Annotated in this window: 8 protein-coding genes; 1 reads left to right on the top strand and 7 read right to left on the bottom strand. The window is 65.8% G+C overall.

The features are described 5' to 3' along the window. Positions 1 to 49: 49 nt before the first annotated feature. The 6 genes from FFS60_RS03875 to FFS60_RS03900 form a co-directional block, all read right to left on the bottom strand. Complete coding sequence (locus FFS60_RS03875) at positions 50 to 985, bottom strand: transglutaminase family protein (protein ID WP_028630671.1); 936 nt, start codon at positions 983 to 985, stop codon at positions 50 to 52. Further along, on the bottom strand, positions 985 to 3,483 hold the full coding sequence (locus tag FFS60_RS03880; protein ID WP_137821193.1) for a circularly permuted type 2 ATP-grasp protein: 2,499 nt from the start codon (positions 3,481 to 3,483) through the stop codon (positions 985 to 987). The genes FFS60_RS03875 and FFS60_RS03880 overlap by 1 nt, the downstream gene beginning before the upstream one ends. A gap of 92 nt (positions 3,484 to 3,575) precedes the next feature. Continuing rightward, the gene (locus FFS60_RS03885; protein ID WP_137821194.1) at positions 3,576 to 6,863 is read right to left on the bottom strand and encodes a DUF2126 domain-containing protein; all 3,288 of its coding nucleotides are present in this window, start codon (positions 6,861 to 6,863) and stop codon (positions 3,576 to 3,578) included. A gap of 265 nt (positions 6,864 to 7,128) precedes the next feature. Further along, a complete protein-coding gene (locus FFS60_RS03890) occupies positions 7,129 to 8,238 on the bottom strand; it encodes an SO2930 family diheme c-type cytochrome (protein WP_137821195.1) in 1,110 nt (369 codons plus the stop codon). Continuing rightward, positions 8,235 to 9,470, bottom strand: a complete 1,236-nt coding sequence (locus tag FFS60_RS03895; protein ID WP_137821196.1) for a parallel beta-helix domain-containing protein — start codon at positions 9,468 to 9,470, stop codon at positions 8,235 to 8,237. The genes FFS60_RS03890 and FFS60_RS03895 overlap by 4 nt, the downstream gene beginning before the upstream one ends. A gap of 140 nt (positions 9,471 to 9,610) precedes the next feature. Further along, positions 9,611 to 11,899 carry a YgiQ family radical SAM protein gene (locus tag FFS60_RS03900; RefSeq protein WP_028630666.1) on the bottom strand — a complete coding sequence of 763 codons (2,289 nt, stop codon included), beginning with the start codon at positions 11,897 to 11,899 and terminating at the stop codon, positions 9,611 to 9,613. Between the two features lie 210 nt (positions 11,900 to 12,109). On the opposite strand from FFS60_RS03900, the gene FFS60_RS03905 reads away from it, so the two are divergent. After that, positions 12,110 to 14,017, top strand: a complete 1,908-nt coding sequence (locus FFS60_RS03905; RefSeq protein WP_028630665.1) for a diguanylate cyclase — start codon at positions 12,110 to 12,112, stop codon at positions 14,015 to 14,017. Positions 14,018 to 14,088: 71 nt separating this feature from the next. Here the strand turns inward: FFS60_RS03905 and alr are convergent, their stop codons facing one another. Then, the gene (alr, locus tag FFS60_RS03910; protein WP_137821197.1) at positions 14,089 to 15,165 is read right to left on the bottom strand and encodes an alanine racemase; all 1,077 of its coding nucleotides are present in this window, start codon (positions 15,163 to 15,165) and stop codon (positions 14,089 to 14,091) included. Between the last annotated feature and the right edge of the window lie 25 nt (positions 15,166 to 15,190).

The following is a 15,190-nucleotide window of genomic DNA, read 5'->3' on the forward strand; positions in this document are numbered from 1 at the left end:
CGCCTGATGGGTATCGCTCCGCTCCAGCCATCCTACGAAGGGCAAGGCGTCAGATCGCGAGTTCCCAGAGCGGCATGACGGTCACCCGCACTTCCGGGTCATGGCTGCCACCGCCAAGGATGACGCCGCGCAGGGGCGAGACATCGGAGAAATCGCGGCCCCAGGCCAGGGTGATGTGTTCCAGGTTGGGCAGGATGTTGTTGGTGGGGTCGAAGTCCACCCAGCCATTGCGCGGGCAATACACCGAGACCCAGGCGTGGGAGGCATCAGCGCCGATCAGGCGCGGCTGGCCGGGGGGCGGCTGGGTCAGCAGGTAGCCGCTGACGTAGCGCGCCGCCAGCCCACGGGAGCGCAGGCAGGCCAGCATCAGGTGGGCGAAGTCCTGGCAGACGCCACGACGGCGCTCCAGCACTTCGGTCAGCGGCGTCGCCACCTGGGTCGCCTCGGCATCGAAGGCGAACTCGCTGAAAATCTTCTCCATCAGTGCCGCCGTGCCCTGCAGCAGCGGCCTGCCGGCGGGGAAGCAGCCCGCGGCGAACTCGGCGAACTGGCGCTTGATACGTACGTAAGGCGATTCCACCCGATAACGGCAGGCGTCCAGCTCAGTGGGGGACAGCGCCCGGCCGGTGTATGCCAGGGTTGCCGGCACCAGCTCCCAGGGTGGCGAGGCGGCCAGGTCCGACGGGCCATGGGGCAGCACCTCGACCTGCAGGCGGGTATTCACCTGCAACTCGTCGTGGGGACGCTCGAAAGCCAGGCGCGTCAGCGGGTTGCCGAACACATCCAGCAGGTCCTGGCGCAAGGTCGGCTCGGGGGTGACCAGCAATTGCTGGCCACTGCACTGCTGCCATGGGCAGTCCCGCGGCCACAGGTGCACCAACTGCTGGGACAACGACACCGGCGCCGAATAGCGGTAGTGGGTGTCGTGGAACACCTGGTAGCGGGCACCCTGCACGGGGGCGATGGAGTGGGCTTGTGCACGCATCAGGTGGATACCGTTTGCTGGCTGACGTCGTCGACGTGGGCAAAATAGCGCAATCCGAGCCGATCGGAGACCAGTCCGACGTTCTGCGCGATCTCCCGCAGCAGGCCAGCCAGCCCGGCAAGCACCTCATCCAGGCTCTCGCTGCCGAACAACGGGTCTTCCAGGGTGGCCAGGTCGAAGGCCAGCAGGCGCCCGATCAAACCACTCAGCACCAACTCCTGGGGCGCGCCGAACTCCAGGTGCAGGCGTCCCAGCGAGCGCTCCAGCGCCTGCAACTGAAAGCGCAGGGCATGGGGGTTCTGCTCGTGCAGCAGGAGCAGGTCGAGCACCGGGATCAGTTGCGGTGAAGCCAGGTAGCGCGAGCGATAGGTGATGGTGCTGTTGCCCAGTTCCAGCAGCCACTCCAGGGCACCCTGATCCCAGGCGTCTCCGCCTTCGAGGAAGCCGGCGATGCTGTCGGCATAGAACTGCACCCGCTCGATGCGGCGGCCGATCATCAGGAAGCGCCAGCCATCGTCGCGGGTCATGTCATCCAGGGCAAAGCCGGACAGCGCGGCCAGGGACATCAGCAGGCGGTTGAGGAACTCCAGGGCCTCGCCCAGATCGGTGCGTTTCGGATCAAGCGCCTGGGCCTCGCGGTGCAGCTCCAGCACCGCGTGCCAGTTCTCCCGCGACAGCCGGCCACGGACCTGAGCCGCGGCCCAATGCAGGCGGCGCAGGTTGGCGCTGACGCTGCTCGGCCATTCGTCGTCCAGCAGCGCCGCCAGCAAGCGCTGCTCCAGGGGTTCCTCGCCCGGGGGCAGCAGGCCAATGGCGCCAGCCAACTGCAGGGCCGATTGCAGCGCCCGTTCATCCCCGTCGGCATCCACGTATCGCGACAGCACCACGCGCAATAGGCGCGCACCGTCATCGCAGCGTTCGCCATAGCGGCCGAACCAGTAGAGGTTCTCCACCACCCGCGACGGCAGATAGGGGTCCTGCCGAATCAGGTCGCGCACGCCGAGGGTGCGCGGGCGCAACGGCTCGCCTACGACCGGCAAGTCGGCCAGCACCCAGGTGTCCTTGCTGGCGCCACCGCGCTGCATGGAAACCACCTCGGCGTCCGCCGCCGAAGCCACCCGCGTCAGGCCGCCGGGCATGACCCAATAGTTGCCATCGGCGCTGGCCACGGCGAACACGCGCATACCGATGGCCCGCGACTGTATTTCCCCCGCTTCTCCATTCCCCTGCCAGATCGGGGCCTGGGACAGCTGTGCCATGCGCTGGGCGACATAGGCATGGGGATGGGCCTGCAGGCGCTTGCGCAGGGCCAGCAGCGCACCGTCTTCCAGGGCATGGCCGAACAGCGGCTCGAAGCTCTGGCTGGGGAACGCTGGTTTGATCACCAGTCCGGCCAGGCCTTCCAGCGATTTGCCCAGCACCGGCCCCAGGCCGCACCACCAGGTGCCTACGGTGGGCAACAGCAGGCTCTCGCCCAGCAAATACTGGCTGGCCTTCGGCAGGAAGCCCAGCAACCCCGGCGACTCCAGCACACCGCTGCCCAGGGCGTTGGCCACCAGCACCCGTCCCTTGCGTACCGCGTCCAGCAGGCCGGGCACGCCCAGGGCCGAGTCCGTGCGCAGTTCCAGCGGATCGCAGTAGTCGTCATCGAGGCGACGCAAAACGGCATGGACGCGCTTCAGGCCGCCAAGGGTCTTGAGGTAGAGGGTGGCGTCGCGCACCGTCAGGTCGTGACCCTCCACCAGCGGGAAGCCAAGCTGGCGCGCAAGGTAGAGGTGTTCGAAGTAGGTTTCGTTGAAGCGGCCGGGGGTCAGCAGAATCACCAGGGGCGTCTCGCCATCGCTGGGGGCCTGGCGGATCAGGGTTTCCTGCAGGGTGCGGAAGTAGCCGGCCAGGTACTGCACGCGCAGGTCGCGGTACAGCTCCGGCAAGGCGCGGGAGACGATCTGCCGGTTCTCCAGGGCATAGCCAGCACCGGAGGGCGCCTGGGTGCGGTCGGCCAGTACATGCCAGCGGCCATCCGCATCGCGGGCCAGGTCCACCGCATAGCTGTGCAGGAAAATGCCGCCCGGCGGCTGCACACCCTGGCAGGGCCAGAGGAAGTTGGGATGACCGTACACCAGTTCGCTGGGCAACAGCCCTTCGGCCAACAGGCGTTGCTCGCCATAGAGGTCGGCCAGTACCGCATTGAGCAGGCGCGCGCGCTGCGCCACGCCCGCAGCGATAGGCTGCCATTCTTCGGCCGAGAGCAGGTTGGGCAGCAGGTCCAGCTCCCAGGGGCGGTCGGTGCCCTTGGGATCGGCGTAGACGTTATAGGTGACGCCATTTTCCTGGATCTGCCGCGCCAGCAATTCCTGACGCTGCTGCATCTGCGCCGGACTGCTGCGCTCGAGCTGCTGGAACAGGCGCTTCCAGTGCGGGCGCACCTGGCCCTCGGCATCCAGCAGTTCGTGGTAGGCCGTGGCGGTCAGGGGATAGTTGGCTAGCAGATCGGACATCAAAGGGCTCGGCAGATGGGCAGCAGGGAAACTTTAGCGGACAGCGCGACGCCCGGCCGCCATACCGGCGGCCGGGGCGCCACGCGCACCGTTTAGCGGCGACGCAGGTCCAGGGTCATGGGCAGTTCGTCGTCGGCTCGAGGTGGAGTGACCTGCAGTTTGCCCGGTGTGTGCCCATGGCGGAAGAAGCGCGCCAGTCGCCGGCTTTCCGCCTCGTAGGCGTTCACCGGGAAGCTGTCGTAGCTGCGTCCGCCAGGATGAGCGACGTGGTACTGGCAGCCGCCCAGGGAGCGCTGCATCCAGGTGTCCACCAGGTCGAACACCAGGGGCGCGTGAACGCCGATGGTGGGCTGCAGGCAGGAAGCCGGCTGCCAGGCGCGGTAGCGCACACCGGCGACGAATTCGCCGCCCCGCCCGGTGGGCCGCAACGGCACTGGCTCGCCATTGCAGGTGAGCACATAACGGTCCGGCGGCATGCCGGTGACCTTCACCTGAACCCGCTCCAGCGAGGAATCCACATAGCGCACGGCACCGCCGCTGGCGCCCTCTTCTCCCAGTACATGCCAGGGTTCCAGGGCCTGGCGCAGCTCCAGGTCGATGCCCTTGACCTGGAAATCGCCGTACTTAGGAAAGCGGAACTCGAAGTGCGGTGCGAACCATTCAGCGCGCAGGGGATAGCCCGCGGCGTTGAACTCGTGGACCACGTCCTCGAGGTCCTGCTGGACGAAGTGCGGCAGCAGGAAGCGATCATGCAGCTCAGTCCCCCAGCGCACCAGTTTCGGTGGCGTATAGGGTTCGTCCCAGAAACGCGCCACCATCCCCCGCAGCAGCAGTTGCTGGGCCAGGCTCATGCGTGCATGGGGCGGCATCTCGAAGGCGCGCAGTTCCAGCAGGCCGAGACGACCGCTGCTGCTGTCCGGCGAGTAAAGCTTGTCGATGCAGAACTCGGCGCGGTGCGTGTTGCCGGTGACATCCACCAGCAGGTTGCGCAGCAGCCGGTCCACCAACCAAGGCGGGCAGTCGGTGCCGGGTTCGGGCATCTGCCTGAAGGCGATTTCCAGTTCGTAGAGCGCATCGTTGCGCGCCTCGTCCACCCGTGGCGCCTGGGAGGTGGGGCCGATGAACAGGCCAGAGAACAGGTAGGACAGCGACGGATGGTTGTGCCAGTAGCTGATCAGGCTGCGCAGCAGGTCCGGTCGGCGCAGGAAGGGGGAATCCGCCGGGGTGACGCCCCCCAGGACAAAGTGGTTGCCACCGCCGGTCCCGACGTGACGGCCGTCGACCATGAACTTTTCGCTGGACAGCCGGCACTGCCGCGCCGCCTCGTAGAGAAATTCGGTGCGCTCCACCAGTTCGTCCCAGTTGGCCGAAGGATGGATGTTCACCTCGATCACACCGGGGTCGGGGGTGACACGGAAGTTGGTCAGGCGCGGGTCGCCGGGCGGCTCGTAGCCCTCCAACAGCACAGGGCAGCCCAGTTCGCCGGCCGTGGCTTCAATGGCCGCCACCAGCTCCAGATAGGCCTCCAGCTCGCCCAGGGGCGGCATGAACAGGTAGAGCCGCCCTTCGCGGGGTTCGGCACAGAGGGCGGTGCGCGTGATGCCGACTGCAGACTGGTGACGGACAGGCTCGCGGAAATCACCCTGAGCCCCCGGCGCGCCATCACGCAGTTGCTCACGGATCAGCGCCGAACGGCGCAGCGGCGGGAAGGTCTGGCTGGGATCTGCCGGGTTCACGTAGGGGTAATCCGCCTCGTTGACCCAGGGTTGGGAATCCAGCGGCAGACGGTAGCCCAGGGGTGAATCGCCGGGGATCAACCGGCAATGCTCATCGCGCAGGTACCAGCGGCCGCTTTCCCAGGCGTCCCCGGCCGCGTTGCGTCCCAGCGGCAGCACCTGGCCAACCTCCTCGCCCAGGCCGCGTTCGAATACCCGGCGCAGGCGCTCGCGCTCCAGCGGGTCGGCCAGGCGGGCATCTTCCGGCGTGACGTTGCTCGGCAGCGTGCGCTCGCGCCAAAGGTAGTAGAGCCAGTCCTCGAAGGCCGGAAACTGATGCTCGCCCGATACGCCGAGACGGTTGGCCACGCGACTGAGGAAGCGCGCCGCGAGGCGGGTGTCGGCACCGTAGCTACGGCTTTCGTCGGCATACAGGGCCGGGTCCTGCCAGATGGGTTCCCCGTCCTTGCGCCAGAAGCAGTTCAACGACCAACGTGGTAGCTGCTCACCGGGGTACCACTTGCCCTGGCCGAAGTGCACCAGCCCCTGGGCCGCATAGTGCCCGCGCAGGCGATGGAACAGGTCGGCGGCCAGCCGGCGTTTGTTCGGACCCAGGGCAGCGGTGTTCCACTCCGGGTCGTCGGGGTAGTCGATGGCGATGAAGGTGGGTTCGCCGCCCATGGTCAGGCGTACGTCGCCCGCCGCGAGGTCGGCATCGATACGCGCCCCCAGTTCGCGAATGGCCTGCCACTGTTCGTCGCTGTAGGGCTTGGTCACCCGCGGCGCTTCCCAGACCCGCTCGACGCGCATGTCGTGGGAGAACTCGCACTCGCTTTCATCCACCGCGCCGCTGATGGGCGCCGCCGAGGACGGCTCCGGGCTGCAGGCGAGCGGAATGTGCCCCTCCCCGGCGAACAGGCCGGAGGTCGGGTCCAGGCCGACCCAGCCGGCGCCCGGCAGGTAGACCTCGCACCAGGCGTGCAGATCGGTGAAGTCCACCTCGGTGCCACTGGGGCCATCGAGGGACTTCTGGTCGGCGGTGAGCTGGATCAGGTAACCGGAGACAAAGCGCGCCGCCAGGCCCAGGTGCCGCAGGATCTGCACCAGCAGCCAGGCGGAATCGCGGCAGGAACCGGACGCATTCTTCAAGCTCTCTTCCGGGCTCTGCACTCCGGGTTCCATCCGGATCAGATAGCGGATATCCCGCGACAACTGCTGGTTGATCGCCACCAGAAAATCCACGCTGCCCTTGGGTGTGAGGTCGATGCGCGTGAGGTAGTCGGCGAACAACGGCGTGGCCGGCAAGCGGCTCAGGTAAGGCGCGAGTTCGCGCTGGTCATCGGTGGTGTAGCTGAAGGGGATCTGCTCGGCATAGGGCTCGAGGAAGAAGTCGAAGGGGTTGAACACGGCCATTTCGGCAACCAGGTCCACTTCCACCTTCAACTCGCGGGTCTTTTCCGGAAACACCAGACGCGCCAGGTAGTTGCCCTGGGGGTCTTGCTGCCAGTTGATGAAGTGCTTGCCCGGCGCCACCTTCAGCGAATAGCCGAGGATGCGCGTGCGGCTGTGGGGTGCCGGCCGCAGACGGATGACCTGCGGACCGAGGTTGACCTCACGATCGTAGCGATAGTGGGTGACGTGATGCAGTGCGACATGGATCGACACGGCGTGCCTCCTGCGAGCCTGGGCGATGCTGGGAGTCGCGCAAGACTTGTGCCAGCCCCCAAACCGTGAATTTCGGCCCCTCCGAGCACCGGAAAAGGGCTGCCTGTGCACCCGGATGCACCGGCCGCACAAAAATGGTTCGCGGTCGGCCGACGGGTGAGGTTCAAGCCTAGCGGCCGAAGATGAAGAAGAAGGGAATTCGCGAAAGGCTGGTTAGGCTGATTGGGTATAAGCAGCTACCGAGCACGACGACATCCGTGGGGGCTCAACACCCTCCCGGTAGCCCGGCGATCCATCGCGTCAACAGTTCCAGCCCTTCGCGGTGGGCGGTGGAGCGGCCGAGCTCGGGCATCATCACGCTGGGGTCGGTGCTCTCGACTCGATAGATCAGCACCGAGGCGTCTGGCTGGCCGGGGTGGATGTCCACCAGACGATTCCCGGAGCCCTTGCCCGCCGCCACCGGCTGCTTGCACAGGCCGTAGGGAATGCCCAGCGGAGTGGCCGCGTCGAGGTAGAGCCCCGAAGTGCGCGCCGGCCCCTTGGGGTTGTGGCAGTGGGCGCAGTTGATGTCGAGGTAGCTGCGCGCTTGCTGCTCCAGGCTTTCTGCCAGGCGCGGCGCACTGGCCTGCGCATTGCGCGGGATGTTCTCGTGCGCCGGCAGCCCCTGCAGCAGCCCCCGGCGCTGCCAGCGTTGCAGCTGGTTTTCCACACCCTCCGGATACGCCAGGTCACGGTTCAGGTGACGTGCCTTGGGGCCCAGGGGCTGAACGCCTTCGCCGTGGCGCTCTTCGTGGCAGCCGGCACACTGGTTGGCGTCGGGCACCTGGTAGTCCACCGCCAGCGTGCCCCCATGCTCGTCGTGCAGTTCCAGAGCTGCGCTGGCGCCCGCCCACTCCAGGGTCGCGTCCTGCTGTGCGTCGTCCCACACATAGGGCAACGCCACCCAACCCTGCCGCTGACGCAGCAGCACGCGGGTTTCCATCAGCTTCACCTTCGCCAGCGCCAGCGCCTGGGCCGGGTCGCGCTCATCACGCGAGGTCTTCAGCAGGCGGCCCTGGCCATCCGTCGGGTAGTAGAAGGTTTTGGTGAGCACGGTGCCGACCGGGAAATCGAAGCGCTCCGCGCCATAGCGGGCGGCCTGGCCCGGCGGCAGCCAGACGGTGCGCAGCTTGTGGGTGTAGTCGCTGAACAGCGGCGTATTGAGGTCATACGCCAGGGCCTCGGCGGCCGGCTGCAGATGGCCGTTGGCGCGCTGCACCATCCCCCAGCCACTGAGTTTTTCCGGGTAGGCCTCACCTTCAGGCAGGTAGAGCGGATCAGATTGCTGGTCGCAGCCGGCCAGCAGCACCAGCATCAGGCCGAGCGCGCGCCTCATGAGCCCTTGTTCTCCACCGCGCTGGCCAGCACCACTTCAGGCAGCGGCGGCAATTTGCAGCGGTGGGCGCTCATGTCAGTGCTGATGTTCTGGAAATTATTCGGGCCGTCGACGTTGACCAGGGTGGCCGCACCGTTGTCGACGCAGATGCCCAGTTCCGCTGGCAGCTTGCCGCCCACCAGTTTCACGGGGTTCACGTAGCCGTCCCAGAGAATGTCCGGCAAGCGACCATTGAGGCCGAACTTGGCGAGTTTGAGGGCTTTCAGTTCGAGGTGGTCGGGGCTGTCGCCAGCGGGGCCGAAACGATTGCCATGGATGGCGATGCGCTCTGGGTAGGGGTCGAAGTCCTCGCTGGTGGAAAGGTCGCTGTAGCCGGTGCTGAAGTAGCTGCTGACGATGACATTGGCGGTGCGGTGATGGCCGATGTCGTTGTCGAAGATTTCCACATCGTCGTTGGAGTTGATCACCACGCCGGAACCGGCCGGCACGCTGGCCACCGGAGTGCCCTTGTGGCCGAAGTTGTCGTGGTTGTTGCCCTCGACCCGGTTGCGATAGATGCGGGTGCCGTGCCCGGGCTGCTGCAGGTTGGGCATGTTGAACACCAGGATACCGCCGGTGTTGCCGGTGGCGACGTTGTCGTAGACGTCGGCGCCGATGGTGTTCTCGATCTCGATGCCGGCGACGTTGCGCTCGGCGCGGCTGTTGCGCACCACTACGTTACGCGACTGGCCAACGTAGATGCCGGCATCGGACGCGCCGATGGCCACTGCGCCTTCGATCAGGGTGTTATCGGTCTGCACCGGGTAGATGCCGTAGGCGCCGTTCTCGGTGGCCGGGCCGTTGGTCCATTCGGTGCGCACGTTGCGGATGACGATGTTCTTGCCACCCACCACCTTGAGGGCGTCGCCCTTGCTGTCTTCCAGGGCGAGGTCTTCGATGGTGAAGTCCGAGGCGTCCACCAGCAGCCCCTCGGCGCCGGCCTTCTGGCCCTTGAAGTTGAGGATGGTCTTGTCCATGCCGGCGCCCTTGAGGGTCACGCCGCTCACTTTGAGGCTGAGGCCGCGGTCCAGTTGCCAGATACCGGCGGGGATCTCGATGACGGTGCCGGGCTTGGCCTTGATCAGGCGGGCCTGGAGGTCTTTCTGGAAATCGGCATGGGCCACGGGGGCTTCGCCCTGATCACCGCAACCGGCAATCAGGAGCGCAAGGGCCAGGAGGGAAATCGAACGCATGGGCAGGCACCGGACTCTTCTTATTAATATTGGCACTATAGTGCCAATTACCCTTCTGATAAGAAGTTTCCGATGAGCTGGTAAGAAAAGTCAGTGCTACGCGCACATACAAAACGCCAGCCCGAAGGCTGGCGTTCTGATCAGCGCGGCGCTACCGGCCGCTTGGCCGGCTTTTTCTTGCCACCGCCCTTCTCGGACGCAGCGGCCTTGTTCTCCGCCTGCTTGCGGGCGAAGGCCGCAGCCTTGGCCTGCTCGCGCTTATCCCAGGGCTTGCTGCCGTCGCTGGCGCGGGGCGGCAAGCCGGTGTGCTGGGTAAGCACCTTGCCGACCTTCTTGCTGCCGGCCGGGGTGGAGTTCTTGCGACGGGCGCTGTGGTACTCGTCGGTAGCTGGCTGGTAGGCCGGGATCAGCTGGTGCTTGCCGTTGCCGATCAGGTCACCACGGCCCATGCGCTCCAGCGCTTCGCGCAGCATCGGCCAGCCCTTCGGGTCGTGGTAGCGCAGGAAGGCCTTGTGCAGGCGGCGCTGCTCCTCGCTCTTGACGATTTTCACGCCTTCGCTCTTGTAGGTGACCTTGCGCAGCGGGTTCTTGCCCGAGTGGTACATGGCGGTGGCGCTGGCCATGGGCGACGGGTAGAAGGCCTGCACCTGGTCCGCGCGGAAGCCGTTGCGCTTGAGCCAGAGGGCGAGGTTCATCATGTCCTCGTCCGTGGTGCCGGGGTGCGCGGCGATGAAGTAGGGGATCAGGTACTGCTCCTTGCCCGCTTCCTTCGAGTATTTCTCGAACATCTGCTTGAAGCGGTCATAGGAGCCAATGCCGGGCTTCATCATCTTGCCCAGCGGACCTTCCTCGGTGTGTTCCGGGGCGATCTTCAGGTAGCCGCCGACGTGGTGAGTCACCAGTTCCTTGACGTACTCGGGGGACTCCACGGCCAGGTCGTAGCGCAGGCCGGAGGCGATGAGGATCTTCTTCACACCGGGCAGCGCGCGGGCCGAGCGATACAGCTGGATCAGCGCCGAGTGGTCGGTGTTGAGGTTCTCGCAGATACCCGGCCAGACGCACGACGGCTTGCGGCAGTGCTTCTCGATCTCCGGGCTCTTGCACGCGATCCGGTACATGTTGGCGGTGGGGCCGCCCAGGTCGGAAATGACGCCGGTGAAGCCGGGCACCTTGTCACGGATTTCCTCGATCTCGCGGATGATCGACTCTTCCGAGCGGTTCTGGATGATGCGGCCTTCGTGCTCGGTAATGGAGCAGAAGGTACAGCCGCCGAAGCAGCCACGCATGATGTTCACCGAGAAGCGGATCATCTCGTAGGCCGGGATCTTCTCCTTGCCGTACGCGGGGTGCGGGACGCGCGCATAGGGCATGCCGAAGACGTAGTCCATTTCTTCGGTGCTCATCGGGATCGGCGGCGCGTTGAACCAGACGTCCACCTCACCATGGCGCTGCACCAGGGCGCGCGCGTTGCCGGGGTTGGTCTCCAGGTGCAGCACACGGTTGGCGTGGGCGTAGAGCACCGGATCGTTACGCACTTTCTCGAAGGACGGCAGGCGGATGACGGTCTTGTCGCGGGTCAGATGCGGGTTGGGCAGCAGCTGCACCACCTTGGCTTCCTGCGGGTCGTCTACCGGGCCTTTTTCCTGCTCGATGGCGCAGGCAGCGGTGTCCTGGGTGTTGACGTAGGGGTTGATGATCTTGTCGATCTTGCCCGGTCGGTCGATGCGGGTGGAGTCGATCTCGAACCAGTCCGCGGGGGTGTCACGACGGATGAACGCAGTGCCACGCACGTCGGTGATGTCTTCGATCTTCTGGCCGTGGGACAGGCGCTGGGCAATCTCCACCACGGCACGCTCGGCGTTGCCGTAGAGCAGGATGTCAGCCGTGGCGTCCATCAGGATGGAGCGGCGCACCTTGTCCTGCCAGTAGTCGTAGTGGGCGATGCGGCGCAGGGAGGCCTCGATGCCGCCAAGGATCACCGGCACGTGGGTATAGGCTTCCTTGCAGCGCTGGCTGTACACCAGGCTGGCGCGGTCCGGCCGTTTGCCGGCGAGTCCGCCAGGGGTGTAGGCGTCGTCGGAACGAATCTTCTTGTCCGCGGTGTAGCGGTTGATCATGGAGTCCATGTTGCCCGCAGCCACGCCGAAGAACAGATTCGGCTCGCCGAGCTTCATGAAGTCGTCCTTCGAGCGCCAGTCCGGCTGGGCGATGATGCCCACGCGAAAGCCCTGGGCTTCCAGCAGGCGACCAATGATGGCCATGCCGAAGGACGGGTGGTCGACGTAGGCGTCGCCGGTCACGATGATGATGTCGCAGGAGTCCCAGCCGAGCTGATCCATCTCTTCCCGGCTCATCGGCAGGAAGGGTGCGGGACCGAAACACTCGGCCCAGTACTTCGGATAGTCGAACAGCGGCTTCGCAGCTTGCATATTTTTTGACCAGCGGGCTTTTTCACGGGGCGCGGAATATAGCACAAAATTTGAGCAAATCCGACGCTGCCGCTAGGTTTCCTCTAGACCTGAATGCAAGCCTGTAGGAAATGGCGTACACAGTGATCACAAATTCTCCAGATCGCTATACTTCGGCCGACACAGATACCGCCAAGCCGCAGTGGAAAAAACTTACAAGGAGCATGTGCGGTGCCACGTCCGACCCTGACCCTCCTCCTGCTCCTTTGCTGGTTGGGCCTGACATTGCCAGCCCAGGCGGCCTTCGAACTCACGCCGCAGAGCAGCGGTGCGACGCTCAACGGGGCGATTGACCTGCTGGAAGACCCGGATGGCACGCTGGACATCCAGGACATGGCCGCCCCCGAGGTACAGCAGCGCTTCACCCCGGCCAATGGCCGCGCGACCGTCGGCCAGAGCCGCAGCGTCTGGTGGGTAAGGGTGCAACTCCGCCGCAGCAGCGACGCGCCGCAGCAATGGTGGCTGGAGAACTCCGGCATCACGGTATATCGGGTCAGCCTGTTCCTGCCGGATGGCCAAGGCGGCTGGAGTCGCAAGGAGACCAGTGAGGTCCTGCCCTTCGCGGAAACCCGCGACTATTCCTACAGGCGCATGCTGTTCAAGCTGCCGGAGATCGACGCCCAGCCCCTGACCCTGTACTTCCGCAGTTACGACCCGGCGGGCAACTCCTTCCCGCTGAAGGTGTGGCAGCTGGATGACCTGAAGGAGCTGAAGTCCACCGAGAACCTGGGTTTCGGCCTGGTTTACGGGGTGATCCTGGCGCTCCTCCTGTACAACCTGTTCATCCTCGCGGCACTGCGCGACACCGCCTACCTCTGGTACGTGCTGGCCACCGCGTCGGCGTTGATTTTCATCCTCAGCATGACCGGGCACGGCTTCCAGTATTTTTGGCCGGATGCGCCGGTACCCGTCTGGCTGGACCGCATCACCCTCCCCTCGCTCTGGGGCATCTTCGTGATGCGATTCACCCAGGAGCTGCTCTACACCCGCAGGAGCCTGCGCTGGGCCGATCGCCTGTTCAACGTGGCCTGCGTGCTCTACGCCATCGCCATCGTGATCAACGTCTTCGGCTACCGGGCCGAGGGCGCGATATTGATCGCCATTACCCCTATCGTCACCGTGCCCACTGCCCTGATCATTGCGGTGATCCGTTGGCGCCAGGGCTTCATTCCGGCGCGCTTCTACCTGATCGGCTACGGCACCGTGCTGATCAGTACCGCGGTACTGGTAATGCGTGCCGCCGGGTTGATCGAGCCGATCAACTTCACCGCCTACATGTTCCCCGTTGCCGTCGCCGCGGAGTCGATCCTGTTCTCTTTCGCGCTGGCCTACCGCATCCAGATGCTCAAGCAGGAGCGCGCCGCCGCCCTGGAGCAGGCCGACCGCGAGAAGACCGCACGCCTGGCACAGATGCAGGCCAGCGCGGACGAACTGCAGACTGCTGTCACCACGCGTACCGCCGAGTTGGCCGCGGCCAACCAGCGCCTCAGCGAGCGTGAGCGGGCGCTGGAACACGCCGCCTTCCACGACTCCCTGACCGAGCTGCCGAACCGCCGCTATCTGATCGAGCGCACTGAGTCGGCCCTGGCCAACGCCAAGCGTCACGACGAGCCGCTGGCGCTGATGCTGATCGACCTCGACCACTTCAAGCCGATCAACGACCGCTTCGGCCACGACGCTGGCGATGAAATGCTGCGAACCATAGGTCGACGCCTGCGCGAACATGTGCGCGGGGGCGATGCGGTCGCGCGCTTGGGCGGTGACGAGTTCGCCGTGCTGATCGGCGGGCCGGACGCCCAAGCCGAGGCCGTCGATGTGGCCCATCGTCTGCTGGAAGAGCTGGCGGCCCCCATGTGCTACGGCGCAGAGAAGCTGTCAGTGAGCATCAGCATCGGCGTCGCCCTCTACCCGCAGCATGCCCGGCATTTCTCCGGGCTCTACCAGACCGCCGACCAGGCCCTGTACAAGGTCAAGGCCCGCGGCCGCTCAGGCTTGGCGGTGTTTGGCGAAGATGGCGAGCTGTCCAGCGAGGCCAGCCTGCAACTGGATGTGCTGAAGATTCGCAGCGGGTTGCTGTAGGGACCGCGTCACCACCCATTCGCTCCCACCGCTCGAACCACCAGAGCGGCAAGGCGTTCAAGCAGGACGATTCAGGCCAGATAGCGGCGTGGCACGCGCGCAGTAACCTTGGTCAACAGCTCGTAGCCGATGGTGCCGCAGACCTGGGCCAGTTCATCCACCGGCAACTGAGCGCCCCAAAGCTCCACCGGATCACCGACACGGGCCTCCGGCATGTCGCTGAGATCCACCGCCAGCATGTCCATGGATACACGCCCTGCCAGGGGCACGCGACGACCATTGACCACGACCGGAGTGCCATTGGGCGCATGACGCGGGTAGCCATCGGCATAGCCGCAGCTGACGGTGCCAATGCGCGACGGCCGAGCCGCTTCCCAGGTAGCGCCATATCCCACCGCTTCGCGCGCTGCGATTTCGCGCACGGCGATCAGCTGGGCGCTGAGGCTCATGGCCGGTTTCAGGCCAAGATCGGCAGCACTGAGATCGGCAAACGGCGAGGCGCCGTAAAGCATGATGCCGGGACGCAGCCAGTCCATATGCGCGGCGGGGAGGGTCAGGATGGCCGCCGAGTTGGCCAGGCTGCGCTGGTCGAAGTCCAGGCTCAGCAGGTCGAGGAAGCTGTCCAGCTGCACCTCGTTGAGGCTGTGACCACGCAGGTCAGCGCAGGCGAAGTGGCTGATCAGGTTGAGTTCGGCCACCTGGGTAGCGCCACGCAGGTGGCCATGCCAGCGGCGCAGTTCGTCTGCGGCGAAGCCGAGGCGGTGCATGCCGGAATCGAGCTTGAGCCAGACGTTCAGCGGCCTCGCCAGCTCGGACGCGAGTAGCGCTTCAGCCTGCTCCGCCCCTTGCACGACCATGTCCAGGCCGAGCTGGGAGGCCAGTTGGTACTCGGCCGGTTCGAAGCAGCCTTCCAGCAAGAGGATTCGCGCTTCGTCGTCCAGGGCGCGGACTTCGGCAGCTTCTTCCAGGCACGCCACGGCAAAGCCATCAGCCTCACCGTGCAGACTGCTGACGACCTCACGCACGCCATGGCCGTAGGCATTTGCCTTGACCACCGCGAAGGCCTGCCGGCCAGGTGCGCAGCGCTTGGCCAGGGCGTAGTTGTGGCGGATGGCGGAGAGGTCGACGGCAGCGATCAGCGGGCGCATTGAGACAGGCTCATGAACGAAAACG

Source organism: Pseudomonas sp. D(2018) (genome assembly GCF_005502555.1).
Lineage (GTDB): Bacteria > Pseudomonadota > Gammaproteobacteria > Pseudomonadales > Pseudomonadaceae > Metapseudomonas > Metapseudomonas resinovorans.

Bases quoted from the DNA above. Each gene is read 5' to 3' on its own strand.
- FFS60_RS03875 (WP_028630671.1), bottom strand. From the start codon at position 985: ATGCGTGCACAAGCCCACTCCATCGCCCCCGTGCAGGGTGCCCGCTAC.
- FFS60_RS03880 (WP_137821193.1), bottom strand. From the start codon at position 3,483: ATGTCCGATCTGCTAGCCAACTATCCCCTGACCGCCACGGCCTACCAC.
- FFS60_RS03890 (WP_137821195.1), bottom strand. From the start codon at position 8,238: ATGAGGCGCGCGCTCGGCCTGATGCTGGTGCTGCTGGCCGGCTGCGAC.
- FFS60_RS03895 (WP_137821196.1), bottom strand. From the start codon at position 9,470: ATGCGTTCGATTTCCCTCCTGGCCCTTGCGCTCCTGATTGCCGGTTGC.
- FFS60_RS03900 (WP_028630666.1), bottom strand. From the start codon at position 11,899: ATGCAAGCTGCGAAGCCGCTGTTCGACTATCCGAAGTACTGGGCCGAG.
- alr (WP_137821197.1), bottom strand. From the start codon at position 15,165: ATGCGCCCGCTGATCGCTGCCGTCGACCTCTCCGCCATCCGCCACAAC.